This is a genomic window from Pseudoalteromonas sp. UG3-2 (assembly GCF_037120705.1).
Lineage (GTDB): Bacteria > Pseudomonadota > Gammaproteobacteria > Enterobacterales > Alteromonadaceae > Pseudoalteromonas.
In genome coordinates this window covers 1505580-1530769 of the sequence record NZ_JAWLJU010000002.1, presented here as the reverse complement: position 1 = coordinate 1530769, position 25190 = coordinate 1505580, and the positions used below count along the sequence as shown (strand labels likewise).

Here is a 25190-nt window from a genome sequence, read left to right as displayed (position 1 = left end):
TTTATCCAGCTGACTGTTGCTTGAGCGCCAATACATTTAGTGGTAAGTTATTGTAATGTTTGTAAATAAAATACTTTGGCGGAATGAAATGAACCATTTCATCAATCGAGATATTTCTGCGTTTGCGCCAGTGCAATGTTAGAGCTCTAAAGGGAGTTATATGAGCCAAAGGTACGAATTAACAGAAGTTTTTACACCAATGACACCTGCCGTTGTGACATTCGTCGATAGGGTTAAAGAGGATGTTAATGACAGGTTGGTAAGAGCATTAGACTTACCTGGAAATCAAGTTGTGATTTATGGTCATTCTGGTTCAGGTAAAACCACACTGCTAGAAAACGTCTTGTTCAGAACTTATGAAAAACAGATCAATACAAATTGCATGACAGGAATGACTTTCGAGGAAGTCATACTTGATGCTTTTGATCAGCTAGAAGAGTTCTATGTAGATGAAGTTACCAATAACAAAAAAACTAAAGTAGATGTAAAAGCAAAAGCTAACTATCTAGCAATAAAAGCACAAATAGGCGCTGTATATGAAAATGCAGAAGGTGAAAAGCAAGTAAGAATGCTACCACCACAATTAACACCTCAAAGCTTAGGTCGCTTATTGGGTCAGTCTGGATATTGCTGGGTTCTAGAAGATTTTCACAAAATTCAAGGAGAAGAGAAAGATAAGCTAGCCCAAATGATGAAGGTATTTGTAAACCTTTCAATTCAATTTAAAGATCTAAAAATAGTGGCGCTTGGTGCAGTTAACACTGCACGACTAGTTGTAAAGTCCGACAAAGAAATGAGAAAAAGAATCTCTGAAATACATGTCGAGCTCATGGAATCTGAAGAAATATTAGAAATTATTGAAAAAGGTTGTAAAGCTCTAAATATATCGATGGACCAAGACGTTAAAGATGAGATTGCAAAATATTCCAATGGATTGGCCGCTATATGTCATAAGCTATGTTATTTGATGTGTAAATCAGGGTTGGTGGATCGAACCGCAGAAGAGACAGTTAACTTTAATTTTGAAGACCTACAGATAGCACTTAATGATTATGTTAAGGATGAAGAAGATACTATTAAGGATGCTTTTGATTCTGCACTTAAATTATCCAAAGTAGAAACTTCACTGAGGATATTAGCATCTCAGGATATTGATGGTGCTCACCTCGATGACCTATTTCAATGGTCAAAAGATAACCTTGTACGAACGACTAAAAAGAAGCTTTACGAAGATTTAATAAAACTTGAACAAGAAGAATTTGGGGAGCTAGTTAAATTTGAGGAAAGCTCAGGGAAGTATTCGTTCCTTGATCCATTTTACTTAAGCTTTTGTATGGCATATTTTCAAGAAAAAGATGCCAAGCTGAAAAAACAGAAGATTTCAGAACGAGAAATGATGGAGCTATTTAATAATGCGCTTAAGGTAATAAAGTCAAACTTTGCTACTGAAGAACTGGGTGCTATAGGGCATGACGAGCTCTAAGAAATTGCTTAAAAGGACGCAAAACGCTTGGCTTATTCTCATTCGTCGCTACTTTTTGCCAAGCATTTTTTCTATTAACAAATCGTTAAGTACTTGAGAGCAAAATACTGGTTTCGCTGTTGAGTACGCCGTTGGTTTCTCTTACCCGCCGCAGTACCCCGTCAAAGTCGCTGAGGTTGGCTGCTTGAATTTCGGCGACTAGATCCCATTTGCCGTTGGTGGTGTGGACTTTTTTTAGTTCGGCAATGCCGCGCAGGGCGCTGATCACTTGAGTGGTGGATTTACCCGTCACTTCTATCATCATAATGGCGTTCACCAGATCAGCGCCGATGTGTTCGTGCACTCGCACGGTAAAGCCTTGAATGGCGCCGCTGGAGATTAACCTATCGAGGCGGTTTTGCACTGTGCCACGGGATACATTTAGGGTTTTAGCTAAAGTGGCAATGGGCGCTCGGCCGTCTTTTCTCAGTTCTGCCAGCAAGGCTTGGTCGAGGCTGTCGTAGAGGTAAGGCGTCATAAGCAAATAGGCCAGTGTTATTCATATTGCTTAAAATAGCTTATCATTATGCTAAAAATTTGCACGTTTTGTATAAGTTTATGCCATTTTAATTGACGTCTTGTCTAGCTAGACTGATAGTTAATGACAACACAGTAATGGTAAGCAGGCCAATGACAAGCGTAGTACAAGCTCCTAATGCGGTGGTGATGATCCGTCCCCATCACTTTATTTCTAACCCACAAACCATGCAGGATAATGCGTTTCAGCAGCATTGCAGCGACATGCATCCAAGCCAAAGAGCCTATATGGAAGTGACACAAGCGGTGCAGCAGCTGGAGCTGCAGGGCGTTAAGGTGCATCTGTTTGAAGATATGACCACAGCGACTCCCGATTCGGTGTTTCCCAATAACTGGTTTTCTACTCACAGCGATGGTCAACTTATTACCTATCCGATGTATGCGCCTAATCGGCGACTGGAAATACGCCAAGATATTATCGACTTCTTAGCGGCCAACTACCAAATGACTCAGCATCATGACTTTAGCCATCTAGTGGCGCAAGAGGTGTTTTTAGAGGGCACGGGGTCCATGGTGATTGATCATGCTCATGGTGTGGCTTACGCGGTGGAGTCTAAACGCACCAACCGCGAGCTGGTGTCGAGCATTTGCCAACAGCTGGGGTTAGATGCCATGGTATTCAACGCCTTTGATGATAATAACATGCCGGTTTATCACACTAATGTACTTATGTGTGTAGCCACAGAGTTTGTCATGCTATGTTTGGATATGGTGCCGGCCTCTCAACAAGGCGAGCTGTTGGCGCAATTTGAACAAAACGGTTTGCAAGGGATTAACTTGTCAGTGGCGCAAATTAAGCAGTTTTGTGGCAACGCCATTGAACTACAGGGCAGCTCTGGGCGGGTGTTGGCGCTTTCAACTACGGCCTTTGCGGCCTTAAGCGAAGCACAAAAGGCGCAAATCTCGGCAAGCGCTAAACTAGTAGCCATTGATATTCCGACCATAGAGTCGGCGGGTGGCTCAGTGCGCTGCATGATAGCAGGCATTCATTTACCACAAAAGTAAATGGCACCAGCCATAATAACAATCATAACAACAGGAACTGCCTATGTTTGATACCGCAGTTAAGGCCATTAATGGCTTACTTTGGGGAGATGGACAGCTACTCATCTATATCCTTTTATTTGCCGGGTTTTGGTTTTCAATTCGGCTTAAAGTAATACAGATCAGTCAGTTTGCTCATATGTTTAGCTTACTGAAAAGCAGTAGCAGTCACGATAAAAACAACATTAGCTCGTTTCAAGCCTTGTGTACCGGGCTTTCGGCACGGGTAGGAACGGGTAACCTTGCTGGGGTCGCAGTGGCTATTTCGTTAGGTGGCAGTGGCGCGGTGTTCTGGATGTGGATGATCGCCATTTTAGGTATGGCCACGGGCTTTGCCGAAAGTGTGCTGGGTCAGGTATATAAGGTGCGCGACAGCCAAGGTGAGTTTCGCGGCGGCCCGGCTTATTATATTCAACTTGGTCTTGGTAGCCGTTGGCTGGCAGTGTGCTTTGCGTTTTGTTTATTCCTCGGCTATGGCTTTACCTTCAGTGCCATGCAAACCAACACCATCACCGATGCGCTGAACTTCGCCTTTGCTATTCCTACTCATTATTCCGGTATTGTCATTACGCTGTTGGCCGGCTCAATTATACTGGGCGGCTTTAAAGCCATTGCTCGCTTTGCTGAGCGCATAGTGCCCATTATGGGCTTGGTTTTTGTGGTGGCCGCGGTGATTATTGCCATAATTAATTACGCCAAGCTTCCAGCCATGTTGGAAGACATCTTACTCAGTGCCTTTGGCTTACAAGAGGCTGGCGCAGGAGCGCTGGGGGCAGCGATTAAAAATGGTATCCAGCGGGGGCTATATTCTAACGAAGCGGGGGCGGGCAGTGTACCGCATGCCGCAGGCTGTGCCACACCTAACCCGAATCACCCGGCCACTCAGGGCTACATTCAAATGCTCGGGGTGTTTTTCGATACCATCGTACTGTGCAGCTGTACTGCGGTGATTATTTTACTGGCCGATATTGATATTGGCAGTGAAATGGAGGGGATCCGCTTAACCCAATCAGCAATGACAGCGCATCTCGCAGCAGGGGGCGTGTATTTTGTTGCGGCGATCATTACCTTATTTGCGTTTACCTCGGTGGTGGCTAACTACGCCTACGCCGAAAGTAACCTGCACTTATTTAAATTAGATAATAAGCTTGGCCGCGGCATCTACACAGTGTGTTATTTATCCATGATGCTGTGGGGCGCGTCGGCCACCTTGAAGCAAGTGTGGGATCTGGCCGATATTGCCCTGGGGTTAATGACGGTGGTAAACGTTATCGCCATCGTGCGCTTAACCCCTACAGTACTGGCCGTCACAGCAGATTATCATCAGCAACAGCGCAGCGGTAAAAAACCAGAGTTTGAGGTATTACAAGTAAAGGTTCAAGGAAGTACGGAGCCTGGGGTATGGGATAAAGAAAAGTGATTATTGTGGTAGTACGAGTATTGCGCTCGTACTACCTTAATGCTGTGGTTACCATCCGTCGTAGCGGCGTCGACGCGATAAAAACAGCGTTAAAATCACTCCGATAATAATGCCACCAATACCAATACCACCACCATAAGTAAGCAATAAGTGCTGTTCTTTTTGTACTTTTTGCTGCTGCATCTGACGCTCTTCTTCAAGCTGTTGCTCTAGGCCATCAATGGTGTCTTGCAGTGCGGCGTTTTCAGCCAGTAGGTTGGTGTTGTTTTGTTGCAGCACTGGCAGTTGTTGTTGCGCTTGATTGAGCGCTTCCTGAGTGTCTACTAAGGTTTGGTTAACCGACTCTAGTTGTTGTTTTAGCCCCGGCTCAGTGGTAATAAATTTGCTCTCAACCCAGCCTTCACGTGCTTTGTCATCTTTAATTTGGACAAAACCATCTTCGGCACCGCTCATAATGGTAATCGGCGTGCCGGCATCTACCGAGCCTAAAATGCGATAGTTTTTGCTCGGACCGGTGTGCATAAAAATGTATAAGTCGTCACTTATATAGCCGTTTGGATTTGCACCTTCTGTGGTGCTGGTTTGCGCAGGTTCCTCAGCAAAAGCAGTAAAGCAACTGAAGAACAGGCTCGCAATGAAAAATTGCTTTAAGTTGAACATGCGTTGGCCTTTTATTCTTTTCGGACGTAAAGTTAACAAAATAGTAGGGATTTCGCCGCTTAATAGCAAGAGCTAGTTGCCTTTATGGCCATCGCAACAGCAGGTAACTGAATAATTTTATTGTGCTTTTAAGCTAAGTGCCAACGCCCTATTAGAATCAAAGTGACAATAGGGCTGCCATGCTTATTGATTTGACTCATATTAATGGTCATTTCTATCGGATAAAAAGATTGCAAAGCCCGTCACCTTTGTATATTTTGATCCTCCCTTAGACAAATAGGTAAAACAAAGCCCTAATGGATACTGAAATAGAACTGAAATTCTTGGTTTCAGATAATGAAGTTCCGCGGATCCCTGCACTAATTACCCAGTTTGCAAAAACGGTCACCAACAAGCCTGCGAAAAACCTTACCAATGCGTATTTCGATACCCCAAATCGTGAGTTACGAGCGTTAGACATAGGGTTAAGAACGCGTTGTTGTAATGATGACTGTGAACAAACTATAAAACTGGCAGGGGAGGTCGTTGGTGGGCTCCATCAGCGCCCCGAGTACAACTTACCTATTCAGTCAGGCCGTCCTGATCTCCATGCTTTTGATGCCAATATTTGGCCCCATGGTATGCAGTTGGAGTCCATAGCCGACAACATTTACCCGATTTTTAGCACCAACTTTATTCGCCGCACCTGGTTAATTGAAACCGATTCAGGAAGCCAGATTGAAGTGGTGTTAGACAAGGGTGAAATTGCTGCCAATGGCCAAGTTGAAGCCATTAACGAAATGGAAATCGAGTTGGTTGAAGGCAGCCGAGAAGATTTATTTTTACTGGCCGATCATCTCATTAAACAAGCTGGTATGCGCTTAGGGCTTTATTCTAAGGCGGCCAGAGGCTATCGCATCGCCGACGACAAACCATTAAAGTCCGATCGCTTTATTGGTTTTGTGCCACTGGAGCAAAACGTCACGCAAGAGCAGGCCTTAATTGCAGCAGTGAGCTATGGCATTCAGTTCGTGCAAAAGCATGAGCAATGTTACTTTAACAAAGCAAGTTTACGCACATTGAAGCGCGTGATTGACGGCATTGCCTTGATCCGCCATGCATTTTGGTTATTCGACGACATTGTAGACAAGAGCTCCACCGAACACATTCGCAATGAATTGAAGTGGCTATTGTCAGAACTTGCGTGGGTTGAAAACGCCATCCACCTTAAAACTTACACCTCTAAGCGTCATGCTTACTATAAAAAGCTCAATCAATTCCCAGAGTTGGCGCAAGTCATTAATGACTTAAAAGACGTGCAACCCACCGCCACCGACATTGAAGACTTATTTCACTGCACCCGCTATAACCGCTTAATTTTGTCACTGACACGTTGGTTAGTAGATAAAGCATGGCGTAAGAACTGGGATCAAAAAGCCATGACGGCGGCAGAAGCCTCGGTAAAAGACATTGCTGCTAAGCTGTTTGATAAAGATTGGCATGATTTAAAAGCCTTGTTACCGGAAAACAGCACCCTAACACAGCAGGATTATTTGCAAGTTCGGGTGAAACTGGAAAACACCCTGTTAAGCGGTAACTGCTTAGGTAAGCTGTACGATAAAGAGGCGCGTAAAGCGTTCCGCACCCCATGGATTGATATTGTCTATGGTATTTACGAGTTAGAAACCTTGGCGTACCTACACCAACTATGCCAAAGCCAAAACTCTGAGGCATTGCAAGAAGTGCAATCATGGCTACGGCAAAAATCCGAGTTTCTCATCAGTGCCATGGAGCAAAGCCGACAATCGTCGATGAACAGCGAACCTTACTGGGCATAAAGACACACTCTATAGCAGTGGCTTACGCCACTGCTTATGTCATCAAAAAACTAATTTAATTTCTCACATTTATTTTTTGCTGGGCTACACTTTTTTATATCCATCTTGAGGTACTCCAATGATAGATATAGATGAAAAAGTGCTTAGCGACCTGCGTGGTGGCTTTAACCTACCTGCAAAGCCAGAAACCTTACAAGCACTGCAAAATGAACTGGCAAAACCCGAACCTGAGCTGATTGCCGTGGCTGATATTGTTGCTGCGGATGTTGGGGCGTCAGCCGCGGTATTAAAGGTGATTAACTCTCCCGCCTATGGCTTAGCCCGAACCATCACCGATATCAAGCAGGCTGTGATGTTCTTGGGGGTGACTTGTATTACCCAGTTGGTGACGGGGTATTTACTGAAAAATGCCTTTGATCAGTCGAAATGCTGTATTTCGTTGCAGCAATTTTGGGATAACGCCGCTGACATTTCACAAGCTGCTATGGTGATAGCGCGCTATTTAAAGTCGGACGTGCCTGCTGAAAACCTGCAGATGTTGGGATTGTTTCACGATGCTGGCATACCCGCCATGGCGGTAAAATACCCAGACTACAACGAAGTGTTCACTTGCTCTATTGAGCGCCCCGAACAAACCTTAGTGTATTACGAAGAGCAGCGTTATCCAGCTCCCCATACTGTGGTGGGATACTTTTTAGCCAGCTCTTGGAACCTACCAAAAGAAACCTGCCAGATGATTTTACGTCACCATGATGTCAGCTATTTAGACGAGTCACATGGGGTGGAGTATTGGCAAACCTTTGCGGCGTTGAAATTAGCTGAAAACCTCTGCTTTGAAGCTAAACACTTTCGTAGTTGTGCTGATTGGCATGTATTTCGAGACAGAGTAATGGTGGAGCTCAACCTCAGTGAGGACGAGTATCAAGATTTAAAAGACGACATTAATGATCTTTTTATCAACTGAAACAAAAAAGGCGCCATAGGCGCCTTTTAAACTCATTCGCTGCTGGGTTACAGTCCCGCAGCTTGGCGCAGAGCGTCGGCTTTGTCTGTTGCTTCCCACGGAAACTCATCACGACCAAAGTGACCGTATGCCGCCGTTGGCTTGTAAATTGGACGTTCTAAGTTCAGCATACTTAGCAGGCCGTATGGACGCAGGTCGAAGTGCTCACGTACTAAGGCAATGAGGCGATCTTCTTCCAGTTTACCAGTACCAAAGGTTTCAATGCTAATTGAAGTTGGCTCAGCCACGCCAATCGCGTAAGACACCTGCAGCTCACATTTATCCGCCAACCCAGCCGCAACGATGTTTTTCGCTACGTAACGTGCTGCGTATGCTGCTGAGCGGTCAACTTTTGATGGATCTTTACCAGAGAAAGCACCACCACCGTGACGTGCCATACCACCGTAGGTATCAACGATGATTTTACGGCCAGTTAGACCACAGTCACCCATAGGACCACCAATTACGAAGCGACCCGTTGGGTTGATAAAGAATTTAGTGGCGTCGGTGATAAGCTCTGCCGGTAGGGTAGGCTTGATAATGGTTTCCATTACCGCTTCCACTAAGTCGTCTTGTGACACTGAATCACAATGTTGCGTTGAAAGCACAACGGCATCAATTCCTACTGCTTTGCCATTTTCATAAGCAAAAGTGACCTGCGACTTAGCGTCAGGACGAAGCCAAGGTAAAGTACCGTCTTTACGTACTTGTGCTTGACGCTGAACTAAGCGGTGTGAATAGGTGATTGGGGCCGGCATAAGTACATCGGTTTCATTACAGGCGTAACCGAACATCAAGCCTTGGTCACCAGCGCCTTGCTCTTCTGGGCGAGCGCGATCAACACCTTGGTTGATATCCGGTGATTGTTTACCAATGGTATTTAAAATTGCACATGAATCGGCATCAAAGCCCATATCTGAGTGGGTGTAGCCGATTTCGCGCACGGTTTTACGAGTAAGTTCCTCGATATCAACCCAAGCACTGGTGGTGACTTCGCCACCTACCATGACCATGCCGGTTTTTACGTACGTTTCACACGCAACACGTGCTTTTGGATCTTGCTCAAGGATGGCATCGAGTACCGCATCAGAGATCTGATCGGCAATCTTATCCGGGTGACCCTCAGAAACAGATTCAGAAGTAAATAAATGTTTTGCCATTGTATTTATGCTCACAAATATTGCGCTTCACAGACATCAGGAACAGCGCTAAAAATTAAGGGGCGTATTGTAACCAATAAACCATATTGTTGACCAGCTATTTTACGCCTAGACGTCCAAAATGGTTTAATCTTTTTTTGTCGGTGCAAAAAGTCGAATTTTGGCCATTTTTATGACTTTTGCCGTTGCACATCGCCATACAAATAAGTAAGAATGGGCTGATATACCCAAGTGCCCTCAAACCACTTCACTGTTTAGGAAGCCCGCGAGCAAGCGACATCAATACGCTTAGCGGTCCGCTAATGAAGTGCTTGGCCATAAGCCTGTCGAGGGTATTTAGGTATTACATCCCGCGAAACACATATAAAGGTAGGAGAATTCATGCCATCTCGCAAAGAACTTGCTAATGCAATTCGCGTTCTTTCCATGGACGCAGTACAACAGGCCAAGTCTGGTCACCCTGGAGCCCCTATGGGCATGGCTGACATCGCGGAGGTACTTTGGCGCGACTTTTTAAAACATAACCCTAACAACCCAGAGTGGTTTGACCGCGATCGTTTTGTGCTGTCAAACGGCCACGGTTCAATGCTGATTTATTCACTACTGCATTTATCTGGTTATGATTTATCAATCGACGATTTGAAAAACTTCCGTCAGTTGCATTCAAAAACCCCAGGTCACCCAGAGTATGGTTACGCCCCTGGTATTGAAACCACTACGGGTCCATTAGGCCAAGGGATCACCAATGCAGTGGGCATGGCGATTGCCGAAAAAGCACTAGCAGCGCAGTTCAACCGCGACGAGTATGACATTGTAAACCACTATACCTACACCTTCTTAGGCGACGGCTGTTTAATGGAAGGTATTTCCCATGAAGCTTGTTCACTGGCAGGCACATTGGGCTTAGGTAAGTTAATCGCATTTTGGGATGACAATGGCATCTCAATCGACGGTGAAGTTGAGGGCTGGTTCAGCGACGATACGCCAAAACGTTTTGAGTCTTATGGCTGGCATGTTATTGCTGACGTGGATGGCCACGATAGCGACGCCATTAAAGCGGCCATTGAGGCGGCACAAGCTGAATCGGATAAGCCGACGCTTATTTGTTGTAAAACCGTCATTGGTTATGGCTCACCAAATAAATCAGGCAGCCACGACTGCCACGGTGCACCGCTAGGTGATGATGAAATCAAAGCAGCACGTGAATTCCTAGGTTGGAAACATGGCGCATTTGAAGTACCAGAAGATGTATATGCTAAGTGGGATGCAACATCACGTGGTCAAAACCAGCAAAGCGAGTGGCTGATTAAGTTCACTGAATACCAAGCGCATTATCCTGAGCTAGCTGCCGAGTTTGAGCGCCGCATGAAAGGCGAGCTACCGGCTGATTGGTCACAAAAGACAGAGCAGTATATTGCCGAGCTACAAGCAAACCCTGCCAACCCAGCGACGCGTAAAGCATCACAAAATGCCCTAAACGCGTATGGCCCAATTTTACCTGAGTTTATGGGTGGCTCTGCTGACCTCGCAGGTTCTAACTTAACTCTTTGGGATCAGTCAAAAGGCGTTACTGCAGAAGATGCTTCAGGCAACTACATTTTCTATGGGGTGCGTGAGTTTGGTATGTCGGCCATCATGAATGGTATTGCCCTGCATAAAGGCTTTATTCCTTACGGTGCTACTTTCCTAATGTTTATGGAGTACGCTCGTAATGCGGTGCGCATGGCGGCACTGATGAAGCAAAGAAGTATTTTTGTTTATACTCACGACTCAATTGGCCTAGGTGAAGATGGTCCAACTCACCAACCAGTAGAGCAAATGGCCAACCTTCGCACCACACCAAACCTCACCAGCTGGCGTCCATGTGACCAAGTTGAATCAGCGGTAGCATGGCAGCAAGCGGTTGAGCGGGCAGACGGTCCAAGTGCGTTGGTATTTACGCGTCAAGGCCTAGAGCAACAGCCGCGCAGTGCTGAGCAGGTAGCAGCGATTAAGAAAGGTGGCTACGTACTGTCTTGCGATGGCGAGCCAGAAATCATCTTGATTGCAACAGGTTCAGAAGTACAGCTTGCTGTGGAATCAGCCGAGCAACTTCGTGCTAGCGGTAAAAAGGTACGTGTTGTGTCTATGCCATCGACTGACGTCTTCGATGCGCAATCTGCTGAGTACAAAGAAAGCGTACTGCCAAGCGCGGTAACACGTCGTGTTGCCATTGAAGCGGGCATTGCTGACTTCTGGTACAAGTACGTTGGCCTAAATGGCGCAATTGTTGGCATGACTACCTTTGGTGAGTCAGCACCAGCAGGCGAGCTGTTCAAGCTATTTGGCTTTACCGTAGACAACGTAGTAGAAAAGGCCAATGCCTTGTTCTAATGCCAATGGTATCTGTCCAGTTTAGCGCTGGACAGAATCAATGAGCAATAAAAAACCCATGCACTGCATGGGTTTTTTGTTGCTTGATTAATTCATTATACCTTGAACTGATCCACCGATAACCGCAGTTCTTCGGCAAGTTTTGCCACTTCAGAGCTCGAGATAGAAGTTTGGCTTGAGCCTTCAGCGGTTTGCTCGGCAATCGTCACGATAGACTCTAAGCGCTCACTGATCTCTTGTGCCACTTGTTGCTGCTCATTAGCGGCGCTGGCAATCTCTTCACTGACGTCATGTGCTTGTGATACGGCGGTGGTGATCGAATTTAGGGCTTCGTCAGCAAGGTCACTTTGGGTAACACAAGACTCAGCCTGTTGTTTGCCTTTTGACATTGCTGATACGGCTTCTTCGGCGCCCGACTGCAGCGACTCAATCATCGACTGAATTTCTTGCGTCGACTCTTGGGTTTTGCTGGCCAAAGAACGCACTTCGTCGGCCACAACTGCAAAGCCTCGGCCTTGTTCACCGGCACGCGCGGCTTCAATAGCGGCGTTAAGCGCCAGTAAGTTAGTTTGCTCGGCAATACCACGGATAACATCCAAAATACCGCCAATAGAGGCGCTGTCTTGGTGTAACTTGTTGATCACCGTTGAAGCTTCTTCTACTTCGCGAGCAAGCTGCTCAATGGTGTGTTTGTTTTCTTGCGAAATGCCTTTAACGCGTTCCGCTTCTTTATCAGCATTTTTGATTTCTTGTAACGCTTGGTGCGCACTATTACTCACACCATGAGAGGTACTGCTCATTTCTGTGGTTGCTGTCGCCGCTTGCTCAACTTGGGCTTGCTGGTTCTTAATCGCTTGGCTTGACTCTGTGGTGATGGTCGAAGTCTCTTCAGACGCCGCGGCCAATTGCGTAGAGCGTGAAACAATACCGGTAATAAGCTCTCGTAGGCTAGTGATCAGGGTATTACAGCTGCGCGACAGTTCACCAAATTCATCTTTGGCTGAATCATCTAAACGTTGAGTCATGTCGCCACTGGCCACAATGTTTAACACTCGGTTGACCTCAGAAAGCGGGGTAGTGATGCGACTTACGGTAATGTAAGCCACAGCTACTGCCATTAAAGTGGCGACTGTCATGCCAATCCAAGTCCACAGGTTAGCCGTGCCTACGTCGTTTCTCACGCCCTCTTGCAGGTCAAAAGCAACGTCGCTAGCCTGAGCCAGTAATTCATCTAGCTGTTTAAGTGCCGCTTGCGTGGTTTTCTCAGCGTCATTTAATTGCTTACGGGTTTGCTCTTGAGCCTGTATTAGGCGTTTTTGGTTTTCGCCAATACTATTACTGCCAATGATCTGCTCTTTTAAGGTGCTAAAATAGTCTTCTAGGTCACTCAGCAGGGCATCATCTAAATTACTGACAGGTTCTCGCATAAGCTCGATGTTGCCCTCGATTTCTTCAATCACAAAGCGTTGCTCGCTGCGAATAATCTCGAGGGTGTTCAAGTCTTGTATGGTAAGCATATCGTTGGCGCTGGCCACGATGGAGGTAAAGTTGGTTTCCATCTTAGTGGCTGCTTGATAGGCTCGCTGATCGGCAGCTTCAAGGCCGTCTAAATCGATGATATCGACGGTAACCATGGTGGCATCTTCCGCGGCAATATCGACCTCAAACAGCTGATCTTTTAAACGGTTTTTAAGAGATAGCTCAGAGGACTTTTCAGCCACTAGGCTATTCATGGCTTTCACAAAGGCGGTGTAGCTATTGCCAACTTGGCGGCTACTGGCCGATAACTGCTCATCACTTGAAACCACATCTTGTAATTGCGAGTAGGTTTTATCGAATATTTTTTGGCGCTGAGCAAACTGCTGCTTTAGTTGCGCTAGCTCGTCTTCAGTGCGGGCATAAAAACTACCCTGAGCCATTTTACTCATTACCGTAAACTCAACCTTAAGCTCGGAGCTTTTTGCCAGTGCAGGGAGTGAAAGGTTATTTACTTGTTGAGTAGAGTTGTCAATGTTAGCAATTCTTAATAGAGAATTGCCCCCGATAAGAAGAAGCAACAGGGTGATGGTGATAAAACCACCCCAAATTCGTTGGCTAACAGTCAAGTTCATGGCTTTCCTACAAAATTTACAAAGCGATATGAGTACTTATCGGTTTTATTGCTGATAAGTTAAGTATTTATAGCAGATGTGACTAAAAATTTCAGTAAAAAAGGCTGTAATACAAAAATTAACGTCCAGAAAGGGGAAAGTCTTGGTTATCGAAAATATGTGCCTTAACTTTTTAAAAATTCAAAAGTTATGCTTCGGCATAGAATTACGCTTAACGTTGTTGATAAAACACGCCGGTTTTGATGTTCATTAACGTCATTTCCCCGCCCCAAACACAGCCGGTGTCTAAGGCGATGATGTTGGGTTTATTGGTTTTGCCTTCTAATGCAGCCCAGTGACCAAACAACACCCGCATCTGGGGTGGCAGTTGGCAAAGCTCAAACCAAGGCACTAGGCCTCCAGCTTTATCTAACCCCGACTTGTTATTAAGCTCGAGAGCTCCCTCAGGAGTGAGAAAACGCATGCGCGTAAAGGTATTAACTATGGCTTTAAACTTATCTTTATCCTCTAGCTGAGTAAGCGCCTTAGTGGGGTGATCACCATACATATGGCGATAAAAGTCTTTGGCGTCAGAACCTTGATACATCGATTCGGCAAATTTGGCGTACTCGCAGGCTTGTTCAATGCTCCAGTGTGGGTGCAGCCCGGCATGAGAAATAAAGGTTTGCTGCTTTTGTAGCCAAATTGCCAGTGGTTGAGCGCGCAGGAACTCGGCATAGGTATGGCACTTAGGGCTGGCAAATAACGGCGCTAGCTTATCTTTTGGGTTGGGTGATTTATTTAACGCTAGGCAGGCTAAAAAGTGCAAATCGTGGTTGCCTAAGGTAATACTTACAGCGCCCGCGTTATTATGCAAAAACTCTAAGCAAGCCAGTGAGTCTGGCCCTCTGGCAATGATATCGCCAACACAATATAAGTGATCTTGGCTGGGGTTAAAATCCACCTGATCGAGCAATGTCACTAATTGGCTAAAACAGCCTTGAATATCGCCTATTGCATACTTTGCCATGACTCGCCTTGTGCTATTTTGGTGGGGGAGCCCTCTGGGCTCTCTCACCATTTATTAAGGTGTTTTAATGCAGGATGTTAGGGCAAGAAAGCCTGAAGACATCAATCGGCGCCTTGAACTCGTTACCAAATTCATTACGCATCAAGTAGTAGCCTTCCATGGTGCCCACAGGCGTGTCTAACACAGCGCCACTGGTGTACTTGTAACTCTCTCCAGGGCGAATGGTAGGTTGCTCGCCCACCACGCCTTCACCTTCCACCTCAGTTTCTTTGCCGTTGGCATCGGTGATTAGCCAGTAGCGGCTGTGTAACTTAGCATTACACAGGCTGTGGTTTTTAATGGTGATGGTGTAGGCAAACACATACTTGTCTTTCTCTGGCTGTGATTGCGCTTCAACATAAAAGGTTTCTACCGATACTTTGATAGGAGAGCCCATATTAGTTTGCGTTGTCATAAATCCAATTGGCGATGTTGATAAATTGATTAAGAGACAGGTTTTCTGCGCGCAGTGTGGGGTCTATGCCTAAATCGCGAAGCTGTTCTTCGGTTAATAGGTTAGACAAGCTGTTGCGCAACGTTTTACGGCGCTGATTAAACGCCTCTAAACACACCGTGTTAAGAATTTTTGTGCTTTTTGCTGTGCGTTGCTCCGGCGACTTTGGCACTAAGCGTACCACTGCGGAGTCCACTTTCGGCGCAGGTTTAAAGCAGCTAGGCGGCACTTCAATCACAGGAATGGCATGACAATAATATTGCGTCATCACGCTCAAGCGACCAAAGGCTTTACTACCTGGGCCGGCAACCATGCGATTAACCACTTCTTTTTGCAACATAAAGTGCATGTGTTCTACGTCATCAGCAAACTCGAACAAGTGGAACAGCAAGGGAGTGGAGACATTGTAAGGCAAGTTACCGAAAATCTTCAGTTTACCACCGTCTTTCAGTAACGATGCAAAATCAAACTTCATGGCATCGCCTTGGTGTACCGTTAGCTTAGGTCCCAAAAACGGGTGGTGGATCAAGCGCTCAGCAAGATCTTTATCCAGCTCCACAACCGTTAGCTGACCGCTAAGGTCACAGACCGGCTCGGTGATTGCACCTAAGCCTGGCCCAATCTCAACCAGATTATCTTCCGGTTTAGGGTCTATTGCGGTGACAATCTTGTCGATAATGTTGTTGTCGTGAAGAAAGTTTTGACCAAAGCGTTTACGCGCTCTGTGTCCTAAATGTACTTTATCTGTCATGCATTCTGTGCTTTTTTCGTTGCGAGCTGAATTGCTTCTCGGATCGCTAATTCAAAACTACCCACTTCTACATCCCCAGTGCCTGCCAAGTCTAATGCGGTGCCATGATCCACCGAGGTACGAACAAAAGGAAGGCCTAAGGTAATGTTCACTGAGTTACCAAATCCTTTATATTTTAACACAGGTAAACCTTGATCGTGATACATTGCCAGCACGGCATCGGCATTATCTAGGTATTTCGCTTGAAATAGGGTGTCCGCCGGCAGTGGCCCAACTAAATTCATGCCTTGGTTATTAAGCATTTCTAGAGTGGGTTCAACCACTTCAATTTCTTCACGACCTAAATGACCGCCTTCACCAGCATGGGGGTTAAGACCACATACTAAGACCTTTGGCTGTTCAATGCCAAATTTGGTCTGTAAATCGTGATTAAGAATATTAATCACCTTGGTTAAGCGCTCTGGGGTAATGGCCTTAGCAACGTAAGCCAGAGGAATGTGGGTGGTGACCAAAGCAACACGCAGACCTTGGGTGGCTAACAGCATAACTACATCGGCGGTGTCAGACTGCTGCGCAAAATATTCGGTATGGCCACTGAAAGAGATGCCGGCTTGGTTGATGATGCCTTTATGCACCGGACCGGTCACTACGGCGGCAAAAGTGCCGTCCATGTTCTTTTCCGAAGCGATTCTAAGCGTTTCTAATACGTATAAGCCATTGGCGTCATCCAGTTGGCCAGCAACCACCTCTGCGCCTTTATCCACTTGCAGGTAATAAAGCGACCCTGCAGGCGCCACCGTGGGCGCCGCGGTTTCATCAAATGGCAGCAAGGTTATCTGCTCACCAAGTTCTTGAGCGCGCTTTTCTAAGATGCTTTTATCGGCAACCGCAACCAGTTGCGCAGGCCACTCATGTTGAGCCAGTTTGATCACCAGATCGGGGCCAATGCCCGCCGGCTCGCCCGGTGTGATTGCGATTCTAAGCGTCATGGTATTATTCCGCCGTCATGATTTGGATATGTGCTTGTTCACGCATTTCTTTAATCCATTTAAAGCTTTCTTCTTTAAATTTACGATTAAATAGCAGGCGGTGAGCACGGTTCATTTTTGCCTGTTCAGTTTTGTCTGCCACACGCTTGTCTAGCAGTTGCACAATATGCCAACCGAAAGAGCTTCTGAATGGCTCACTGATTTCATTTTTGTCCAATGACATCAATGTGTCTCTAAACGCAGGCACATAGGTAGTTGGATCAGTCCAATCGTATTCGCCACCTTTTAGTGCCGAACCTGGGTCTTCCGAATATTCTTTGGCAAGCTCGGCAAAGTCGGCTTTGCCAGCGCGAAGATCTTTAACAAACCCAGCTAGCATAGACTTGGCCTTTTCTTCACTGAGAATAATCGATGGTTTAATCAGAATATGGCGCGAGCGCATTTCTACCGTTTCAACCACTTCTCGACCGCGGATATCTTGTACTTTCAAGATGTGGAAGCCGGCACCAGAGCGCAGTGGGCCGACGATTTCTTCTTTCTTCGCGCCTTTGACTGCTTCAGCAAACAGCGTTGGCATTTCATTAATGCTCATAAAACCTAGTTGACCACCATCAAGTGCCTTTGAACCACTTGAAGAAGCAATGGCGATGCGTTTGAAGTCTTTGCCTTCACGCAAAAACTTGATTACGTTATCGGCGCGCTCGCGGGCATCCTCAACTTCTTCAGGACTCGCTTTGCTAGGAATTTTAATTAAGATATGGCCAATATCGTATTCTTCACCGCCACCTTCTTGCTCGCTGATGATTTTTTGCAAATTAGCGACTTCTTGTGGACTGATATAAATACGACGGTCAACGTTAGCGCGTCGCACTTGGCTCACGGTAATTTCTTTACGAATATCTTCGCGATAGGCTTGAAAGCTTTCCCCTGTGGCTTCAATGGTACGACGCATATCGGCGATAGTGGCACCTTGCTCGCGGGCAATGTTAGCCAAGGTTTGGTCCAATTGAGCATCGGAGATCTGCACGCCCATACGCTCACCCAGTTGTAACATCAACGATTGCTCAATAAGCTTATCGATGGCCTGCAAGCGTAAGGTTTTTTCACTGGGCAATTTTGTACCTTGTTGCTCTGCCTGCTCTTTTACACGGTTGATGATTTGTTCAACTTCGCTTTCTAGGATCACGCCTTCGTTGACGGTGGCAACGACGCTATCTAATTTTACTCGCTCGGCATGTGCCGGAGATAACAAACTAACGCTCAATGACGCAGCTAATAACAACTTTTTTAAATTCATACGGCTTTCTAAATTCTATTTATTCAAAAAATACGGTCTACGGTAGCCAAAAATCCCCTGTTGAAGGAGCTTACTCGCATCACCACTGCTTTGACTTCCCAGTCCTGAAAGAACAAATTTCAGGCTGAAGCCAGAATCAAACACTGCTTCATCATGGTTCAGTGTTTGGTTTAAATCGGTTTCAATTTGACGGTTTGCAGTTAACTGAATCGCCCAGCAACACGACTGATATTGTATGCCAACAAATGACTCTACACTTCTATCTGCTGTCATGTCGCGGTGATAGCTTGCAACAAACTGCCAGTTTTCGTCAATTGGTAAACTGGTGAATAGACCGACTTGGTCGATTTCGTAGTCTGAGACCTCATTAACGTAGCGATGGTTCAATTGTACTAATTGATTATCATCGCCTTTGTAGTCTAAGGTAAAGTGTGATTGTACCAGTTCCTTGCTGTCAGCGTCGTATTGTACGCCACCTGAAAGGTACCAACGTTTGTGCCAATGTAACATGGTTTCGGCTGCAAACAGTGCATTGTAGTTAGTCTCGTCACTGAGTAACTGTGCAGTTGGCTTTACAGACGATTCTAAATAGATGATTTGACCAGCGCTGAAATTAAAGCGTTCAACGTTGGTGTCATCATAAATACGGGTGGTGGCACCAAGGGTAAATTGATTGGCTTGGGCAATGCGGTCATAGCCTGAGTAACGTCTTGCTCTAAATAACCCCACGAAGTCATCTTGCAGCTTGGTGGTGTCGTACCAGCCTATTTGGCTTTGCTCGCGGTGTGGAGTATACAAATACTGCAGCTGTGGCTCTAATGTTTGCGTGCCCTCATCAAAGAAAAAAGCCGTGTTGCGTTCAAAGTTTAATTGACCATGCAGTCTAACGCTAGGCAAGGTGCGGCTCACTGACTTTTGGTAGTCGCTGTTAATAAAGTCGCCTTCTTGCTGGTAGCGAGTGTGCAGTAATCGTGCCTCAGAGGTAAATGACCAAGCGTATTCATTACGTGAAAACGACACTCTAGGCTCGAGGTGTAAGCGAGTAGCATCGGTAATGGTTAAGCTGTCGTTCTTAAAGTGCGCGAACTCACCATCAAAGTTCCAATCCAATCCCAGCATTTCATAGCCGTCTCGGGTGCTAAAACGAATTTGTGGCAGCGCCGTGTAAGACTCAACATGGTCGCCCAGCACCTCAAAATCTTGTAGCTTCATATCGATGAGCCACGACTCGCCCAAGTAGCTTAAACTGGCAGTGCGATAGAGTTGAGTATCGGTGTCATTGGCATAGTCTGATGACAAGTCGGTTAAGTAGTTATCGTCACTGACGTTAGTAATATCAACATAGGCACGCCACTGCTCAGATAGGTAGCTTTTTTGCTGCCAGTTAACTAAATAACGCTCATCCAGTTGCGGCTCAGAATCGTCTTTATGTAAATATTCAACGGCGACTTTACCACGGTGCTGTTCGGTTAAGTAACGAAACTCAGTGATCAGCTGCAACCCTTTATTGGCCATGTAGCGCGGCGAAAAAGTGGCATCATAGTTAGGGGCAATATTGAGGTAATAAGGCGTAATTAACTCTAAACCAAATTTATTGGAACTGGAAATGGTGGGTGTGAGTAACCCAGATTTACGTCTGTCATCAATGGGAAAGGTGAAGTATGGTAAATAAATCACCGGAGTATCCATAATTTTGAATACGGTGTTGTAAGTTTTGCCCCAACCATCTTCGCGTGACAACACTATGTTACTGGCTTCAATTTGCCAAAATGGCTCAGTGCTTGGGCAGGTAGTAAAGCTCGAATTTTGTAATGAGATTTGATTATCAGCGGCGTAGAGTTTTTCCGCACCACCGCGGCCGCGTTGCTCGGTTAACTCGTATTCAGCACCAAGCAAGCTAATCGTGTTAGCATTGAGGTCGGCAAACAAACCGTTACTGTTGACTTTGGTAAATTTATCACGATACAGCAGTGGCCCTGAAGCACTTAACAGGCCTTCTTTTTTGTCAATAAGCGCACGCTTAGCTTCAAGACTCATGGTCTTTGAGTTAATCACCACATTGCCTGAAAATTCGGCGCTGTCTACGCCTTGTAGCTCTACGTCATTGGCAACAATATCAATAGCACCTTGGGGCAGATCGGCGACTGGCTTCCAGCTCGCTGGTCGCATATAGTCTTTACATTGTGCGGCGACAATGTTCGTATTAGCAAAAGCTGCAGTATGACATAACGAAAATACAGCTAAGCCCCAAATTTTGCGCATTTAATAACCTATTTGCCAAGCGTTTACGATTAGACTGCTCATGATAAATGAAAACGGTCCGAAATACAGTAGCATTTACACAATTACAACAACAAGGTGTGACAACGACCTCATGAATAATCCAACGGCCATTGATGTCTTTTTACAGTCGGCTTTAGGCGGCCGCGACTACCGTTACCAAGCGATCACCTCAGATGCCAGTTTTCGGCGTTATTTTCGTGTCTGGCAAGGCCAACATGCTTGGGTTTTAATGCAAAGCCCAACCGATAAACTCGACAATACTGTGTTCGTTGAACTGACTCAACATTTTGCTCAGCACGGGCTGAATGTTCCAAAGATTATTGCCGAAGACAGTAGCAATGGCTTATTGCTACTGCAAGACTTGGGTACCGAGCACCTTGCCGACCGCCTTGAACTCGACAGTGTTAACGCTGACTATCAAGCCTTATTACAGCAGATCCCTGCCATTGCTAAGACCCCTCATCATCCCTTAATGAAGCCATATGATGCGGACTTTATTGCTATGGAGCTGGATATCTTTCGTCACTGGTTGGTGGAAAAGTGGCTTGGCTCTGAGCTGAGTCCTTACCAACAAGTACAATGGCAACAATTAAGCGAGAGTTTAGTCAAGCTGATGTTGCAACAGCCTCAGGTCACCATGCATCGTGACTTTCATAGCCGTAATCTGATTTGGCATCAGCAGCGCTGGTTTCTAATTGATTATCAAGATGCGGTCACCGGGCCTGTCACTTACGATGCCGTGTCATTACTGCGAGATTGTTATACGCGATTACCGGCGGAACAATTTGCCCAGTTACAACAATACAGCTATCAGCTACTGCAAGACGCTCAGCTACTGGCTGACATGACCTACCATGAGTATCAGTTTTACTTTGATATTACTGGTATTCAGCGCCACTTAAAAGCGGCGGGGATTTTTACTCGGCTATTACAACGGGACGGCAAGGCAGGTTACCTCGACAATATTCAGCCAACACTGCAATACATTCTCGATGTGTCTAAAAAGCACGAAAGCTTTCAATGGCTTGCAAGCTGGATCGAAAATGACATAATGCCTCAAGTGGCAGTAAAACTGACTCAAACAAAGCGTTAACACATGAAAGCAATGATATTAGCCGCGGGGCGAGGCAAACGCATGATGCCGTTGACCGCAAGCAAGCCTAAACCCATGTTGGAGGTCGCTGGTCGACCGCTAATAGAGCACCACCTGCAAGGTTTACGTGATGCCGGCATTGACGAGGTGGTGATTAATTTGGCATGGCAGGGCGAAGCCATTAAAGACTATTTTGGTGATGGCAGCGCGTTTGGTGTCACTATTAGTTATAGTCAGGAGCCCGAAGGGGGGTTGGAGACTGCAGGTGGGATTATAAAAGCCTTGCCGTTATTATGCCAAGACAGTGACCAGTTTGTGGTGATTAATGGCGATGTGTTCACGGACTATGACTGCAGCAGTTTAACTGCTTTGCAGTTGGGCAGTGATACCCCAGGCGAATGTTTAGCGCATATTGTGTTGGTGGAAAACCCAGCACATAACCCTGATGGCGACTTTGCGCTGGCGCATCAGCCACTGAACAGTAATAAGTACACCTTTGCTGGCATAGGTAAGTATCATCGCGATTTTTTTGGCCATCACACGGCTGAGTTTTTAAAGCTGGGCCCTATGCTTGCAGAAGGCCTTAATAATCATTGCGTCTCAACCGAGCTGTATCTTGGTCAGTGGGATGATATTGGCACCCCAGAGCGTTTGGCGTTGATAAATGACAAAGTAGGAAGAGGTTAGCATGTGGGGTAAGTTACTCGGTACCATTTTTGGGTTCTTATTTGGGCGCTGGTTAGGCGCGATTCTAGGCTTTTATCTGGGGCACTTATTTGACCGTGGTTTAAAGCAAGACTTTGACAAAGTAGGCGGCTTTCAAGGGTTTATGAAAGGGGAAGACCTTCATGAGCGTCAGGCGCTGTTTTTCTCTAGTTGCTTTGCGGTAATGGGACATATTGCCAAGTCAAATGGTCGCGTCAGTGAAATTCATATTCAAGCCGCATCAGCATTTATGACCGAAATGGGACTTGAAGGGGAAGAGCGCCGCGAAGCACAACGTGCCTTCAATGCCGGAAAAGCAGCTGACTTTTCGATTAAAGAAGCGGTGGGCGACTTCAAAGAAGCTTTTGCTCGGCGTTATGATTTACGCCAGCTGTTTTTAGAAATTCAAATTCAAATGGCGTTTTGTGATGGCCACGTTTCCGATGCTGAGAAAACTTTACTTAAGCAAGTGGCAAAATCTTTAGGCTTTGCTGAAACGCACTTCTTATTTTTATTAAAGCGTTACCAAGCTGAGTTTGAATTCCGTCGCTCGAATGCAACAGGGCAAGGGCAACGCCACAGTGGTCAACGCCAAGCTGCTGCCGATCCGGGCTTGAGTCGCACTCAAGCTTTAGCGGTGCTGGGGTTAAGTGAAGGCGCCAGTGAACGCGAAATTAAAAAGGCATATCGCAAATTGATGGCGCAACACCACCCCGATAAATTGGTATCGCAAGGCCTGCCAGAGCACATGATGGAAGTGGCTAAACGCAAGAGCCAAGATATTCAAAGCGCTTACGAGTACCTTAAAAAAGCAAGCGCCTAAGGCGGCAACCTAAAGTACCCGTAAAAAGCCCAGCAACTCTTTGCGTAAACGTTGATGCTGAAGCGGATCGGTTTTAACCCCAAATAGCTCGCGTTGGCGGTAGTCGTATTTATTATTACGCAGCGCCCAACGCTTTCTCATGTTGGTGCTGTCGACCACACTGGGGTTGTCAAAAGAATAATAGATATCCAGTAATGCTGGGCTCACCAAAGATAAGTTTGCAGCAAGGTGCTTTTGTCGGGCGGCATTAGGCAGTTGTGGACTTATTACCGTCACCGCATCGATTTGCAAGCTCGGTAAGGTAGCTAAGTGCTCTACAAATACGCCCGCGCTGTTACCAAAGGCCACCACCACCAGTTGCTCTTCTGGGCTTTTGCTAAGGGTGTTGTAGAGCGCTTCAAAGCGGCTAATTAGGGCGGTTTTGTAGTCATCAAGGTTGCGCTCACTGACGCCAGTAAGTACTTTGTTGCCTGCTTGCTGATTTTCTTCAGGAGCCTGAGCACCTAGATCTGGGGGCAAAATATCAGCACTGCTGCTTACCCCTGGAGCGCTAATGGTATAGGTGTCAAAGCCGTCATCACTTAAGCGCTGGGCTAAAAAGCTAATGCCACTGCTGTTGAGTGGCGGCGCTAGCATATCGGGGATTAATACCACTGTCCCAGCTTTGGCGGCTGCCATGTAGGGCTGATGAAAAACATAAAAATCCTCGCCCTCTGATTGCAATGTTAACAGCTCAGAGGACTCATAAAAACGTTCGGCATCTTGTTGGTAAAAATGCTCAAGTGGCGGCGGATTAATGTGCTCAGCAGCTAGGGCGGTGCCACATAAACCCCAGACAATAAATAAGAAAACGATGATAATCATAACGTAATAGCATCCACAAACATGATAATATCAACTCGCTTAATTAAGTGGTCTATTTGAGGCAAGAAAATGTGTCGATAACCAGGCAAAAATTTTGCTATTTAGTTGTTCTAAATAAGAAATTTTTAGCGCAGTTAGCGTCAGATTTACTCCCTCAAATTGAGCAAGTATTAATGCGGGTTGATATTAATTATCGGCAACGAAGTGAAAAGCTTTAGCGGTCGCTATTTAGCGTGAAATTACGGTAAGATTAGCGCCATAAAAATACAAAGGAGAGCATGAGTGCAGTATCAAGATAGCAAACGCGACTATCTCTGGATGTTTCTGAAGGGGGCTGGAATGGGCGCTGCTGACGTAGTCCCTGGGGTTTCTGGTGGAACCATTGCTTTTATTACCGGAATTTACGCGCGTTTCTTAGCGGCGATAAAAAGTGTTGATTTAGAGGCCTTGCGGCTGCTCAAACAACAAGGGGTGAAAGCAACTTGGCAGCACATCGATGGCAACTTTTTAACTGCGGTATTCTCTGGCTTAATTGTCAGCGCAGCTTCATTGGCGAAAGTTATTACTTACTTACTCGCTAATTATCAGTTGTTGGTGTGGTCGTTCTTTTTTGGCCTAATTGTGGCGTCGTTTATTCACGTAGCAAAACAAGTGACGCGTTGGCGGTTAGTAAATATCAGTGCTTGTGTTATCGGGGCTGTGATTGCCTTTATCATTACCTCGCTCTCGCCCGCAGAAGCCCAGGCTTCACCCATGATGTTCTTCTTATCTGGCACCATTGCCATTTGTGCCATGATTTTACCGGGGATCTCAGGCAGCTTTATTTTGCTGTTACTGGGCATGTATGGCCATGTGCTGTTGGCAGTAACCCAGTTACAAATATTGCTGATTGGTTTATTTTTATTGGGCTGTGTGGTTGGCTTAATGTCGTTTTCGCGGTTGCTAAGTTGGCTATTTAAGCACTATGAACAAGTGACTTTTGCGCTGTTGTCGGGGTTTTTAATTGGTTCCTTAAACCTTTTGTGGCCATGGAAGCAGGTACTCACCACCTATGTTAATTCCAGTGGCGTAGAAAAACCGCTGACTCAAGCAAACATTTGGCCATGGCAGTACAGCGAGATTTATGGCCAAGCACCGCAAACCCTTGCTTGTGTGCTGCTGGCGGTCGCCGGTTTGGCGCTTATTCTCGCCATAGAGAAAATTTCTCAGCGCTATTAAAAAACGGCTCTGCACTAC

21 protein-coding genes are annotated in these 25190 nt (G+C 46.0%); 10 read left to right on the top strand and 11 right to left on the bottom strand.

The window, feature by feature from the left end; all coding sequences use genetic code 11:
• Positions 1–160 precede the first annotated feature (160 nt).
• Positions 161–1483: a hypothetical protein gene (locus R3P39_RS10145; protein WP_336567280.1), complete on the top strand. Its 1323-nt coding sequence runs from the start codon at positions 161–163 to the stop codon at positions 1481–1483.
• Positions 1484–1568: 85 nt separating this feature from the next.
• On the opposite strand, the gene R3P39_RS10140 is transcribed toward R3P39_RS10145, so the two are convergent.
• Positions 1569–2000, bottom strand: coding sequence for an Lrp/AsnC family transcriptional regulator (locus R3P39_RS10140; protein ID WP_336567279.1), 432 nt, complete (start codon positions 1998–2000; stop codon positions 1569–1571).
• 152 nt (positions 2001–2152) lie between these two features.
• Between R3P39_RS10140 and ctlX the strand changes: the two genes are divergently transcribed.
• A complete protein-coding gene (gene ctlX / locus R3P39_RS10135) occupies positions 2153–3064 on the top strand; it encodes a citrulline utilization hydrolase CtlX (RefSeq protein WP_336567277.1) in 912 nt (303 codons plus the stop codon).
• A 43-nt stretch (positions 3065–3107) separates the two neighbouring features.
• Positions 3108–4523, top strand: a complete 1416-nt coding sequence (locus tag R3P39_RS10130) for an alanine/glycine:cation symporter family protein (protein WP_336567276.1) — start codon at positions 3108–3110, stop codon at positions 4521–4523.
• A 48-nt stretch (positions 4524–4571) separates the two neighbouring features.
• On the opposite strand, the gene R3P39_RS10125 is transcribed toward R3P39_RS10130, so the two are convergent.
• On the bottom strand, positions 4572–5183 hold the full coding sequence (locus R3P39_RS10125) for a TIGR04211 family SH3 domain-containing protein (protein ID WP_336567275.1): 612 nt from the start codon (positions 5181–5183) through the stop codon (positions 4572–4574).
• 296 nt (positions 5184–5479) lie between these two features.
• On the opposite strand from R3P39_RS10125, the gene R3P39_RS10120 reads away from it, so the two are divergent.
• Positions 5480–7000 (top strand): CYTH and CHAD domain-containing protein, encoded by a 1521-nt coding sequence (locus R3P39_RS10120; protein ID WP_336567273.1) that lies wholly within the window; start codon positions 5480–5482, stop codon positions 6998–7000.
• Positions 7001–7118: 118 nt separating this feature from the next.
• Positions 7119–7964, top strand: a complete 846-nt coding sequence (locus R3P39_RS10115) for an HDOD domain-containing protein (protein WP_336567272.1) — start codon at positions 7119–7121, stop codon at positions 7962–7964.
• 47 nt (positions 7965–8011) lie between these two features.
• Here the strand turns inward: R3P39_RS10115 and metK are convergent, their stop codons facing one another.
• Positions 8012–9163 (bottom strand): methionine adenosyltransferase, encoded by a 1152-nt coding sequence (gene metK, locus R3P39_RS10110; protein ID WP_336567271.1) that lies wholly within the window; start codon positions 9161–9163, stop codon positions 8012–8014.
• 381 nt (positions 9164–9544) lie between these two features.
• Between metK and tkt the strand changes: the two genes are divergently transcribed.
• Positions 9545–11536, top strand: a complete 1992-nt coding sequence (gene tkt / locus R3P39_RS10105; protein ID WP_336567269.1) for a transketolase — start codon at positions 9545–9547, stop codon at positions 11534–11536.
• A 95-nt stretch (positions 11537–11631) separates the two neighbouring features.
• On the opposite strand, the gene R3P39_RS10100 is transcribed toward tkt, so the two are convergent.
• The 7 genes from R3P39_RS10100 to lptD all read right to left on the bottom strand — a co-directional run bounded on the left by R3P39_RS10100 (position 11632) and on the right by lptD (position 20448).
• Complete coding sequence (locus R3P39_RS10100) at positions 11632–13647, bottom strand: methyl-accepting chemotaxis protein (RefSeq protein WP_336567268.1); 2016 nt, start codon at positions 13645–13647, stop codon at positions 11632–11634.
• 211 nt (positions 13648–13858) lie between these two features.
• Positions 13859–14656, bottom strand: a complete 798-nt coding sequence (locus tag R3P39_RS10095; RefSeq protein ID WP_336567267.1) for a symmetrical bis(5'-nucleosyl)-tetraphosphatase — start codon at positions 14654–14656, stop codon at positions 13859–13861.
• 64 nt (positions 14657–14720) lie between these two features.
• Positions 14721–15110, bottom strand: coding sequence for a Co2+/Mg2+ efflux protein ApaG (gene apaG / locus R3P39_RS10090; RefSeq protein ID WP_336567266.1), 390 nt, complete (start codon positions 15108–15110; stop codon positions 14721–14723).
• Positions 15094–15900: a 16S rRNA (adenine(1518)-N(6)/adenine(1519)-N(6))-dimethyltransferase RsmA gene (gene rsmA, locus R3P39_RS10085; protein WP_336567265.1), complete on the bottom strand. Its 807-nt coding sequence runs from the start codon at positions 15898–15900 to the stop codon at positions 15094–15096. Before rsmA ends, apaG begins: the two co-directional genes overlap by 17 nt.
• On the bottom strand, positions 15897–16889 hold the full coding sequence (gene pdxA, locus R3P39_RS10080) for a 4-hydroxythreonine-4-phosphate dehydrogenase PdxA (protein ID WP_336567264.1): 993 nt from the start codon (positions 16887–16889) through the stop codon (positions 15897–15899). Before pdxA ends, rsmA begins: the two co-directional genes overlap by 4 nt.
• Positions 16890–16893: 4 nt before the next feature.
• Positions 16894–18186: a peptidylprolyl isomerase SurA gene (gene surA / locus R3P39_RS10075; RefSeq protein ID WP_336567262.1), complete on the bottom strand. Its 1293-nt coding sequence runs from the start codon at positions 18184–18186 to the stop codon at positions 16894–16896.
• A 15-nt stretch (positions 18187–18201) separates the two neighbouring features.
• On the bottom strand, positions 18202–20448 hold the full coding sequence (lptD, locus tag R3P39_RS10070) for an LPS assembly protein LptD (protein WP_336567260.1): 2247 nt from the start codon (positions 20446–20448) through the stop codon (positions 18202–18204).
• Positions 20449–20560: 112 nt separating this feature from the next.
• Here lptD and R3P39_RS10065 point away from each other — a divergent pair, with 112 nt between their 5' ends.
• From R3P39_RS10065 to djlA, 3 genes are read left to right on the top strand one after another with little or no spacing between them, the layout of a single operon-like run.
• Positions 20561–21562, top strand: a complete 1002-nt coding sequence (locus tag R3P39_RS10065; RefSeq protein ID WP_336567259.1) for an aminoglycoside phosphotransferase family protein — start codon at positions 20561–20563, stop codon at positions 21560–21562.
• Positions 21563–21565: 3 nt separating this feature from the next.
• Positions 21566–22249, top strand: coding sequence for an N-acetylmuramate alpha-1-phosphate uridylyltransferase MurU (murU, locus tag R3P39_RS10060; protein WP_336567257.1), 684 nt, complete (start codon positions 21566–21568; stop codon positions 22247–22249).
• Position 22250: 1 nt separating this feature from the next.
• Positions 22251–23090, top strand: coding sequence for a co-chaperone DjlA (gene djlA, locus R3P39_RS10055; protein ID WP_336567256.1), 840 nt, complete (start codon positions 22251–22253; stop codon positions 23088–23090).
• 9 nt (positions 23091–23099) lie between these two features.
• On the opposite strand, the gene R3P39_RS10050 is transcribed toward djlA, so the two are convergent.
• Positions 23100–23954 carry a DUF3530 family protein gene (locus R3P39_RS10050; protein ID WP_336567255.1) on the bottom strand — a complete coding sequence of 285 codons (855 nt, stop codon included), beginning with the start codon at positions 23952–23954 and terminating at the stop codon, positions 23100–23102.
• 282 nt (positions 23955–24236) lie between these two features.
• Here R3P39_RS10050 and R3P39_RS10045 point away from each other — a divergent pair, with 282 nt between their 5' ends.
• The gene (locus R3P39_RS10045) at positions 24237–25172 is read left to right on the top strand and encodes a DUF368 domain-containing protein (RefSeq protein WP_336567254.1); all 936 of its coding nucleotides are present in this window, start codon (positions 24237–24239) and stop codon (positions 25170–25172) included.
• Positions 25173–25190 lie beyond the last annotated feature (18 nt).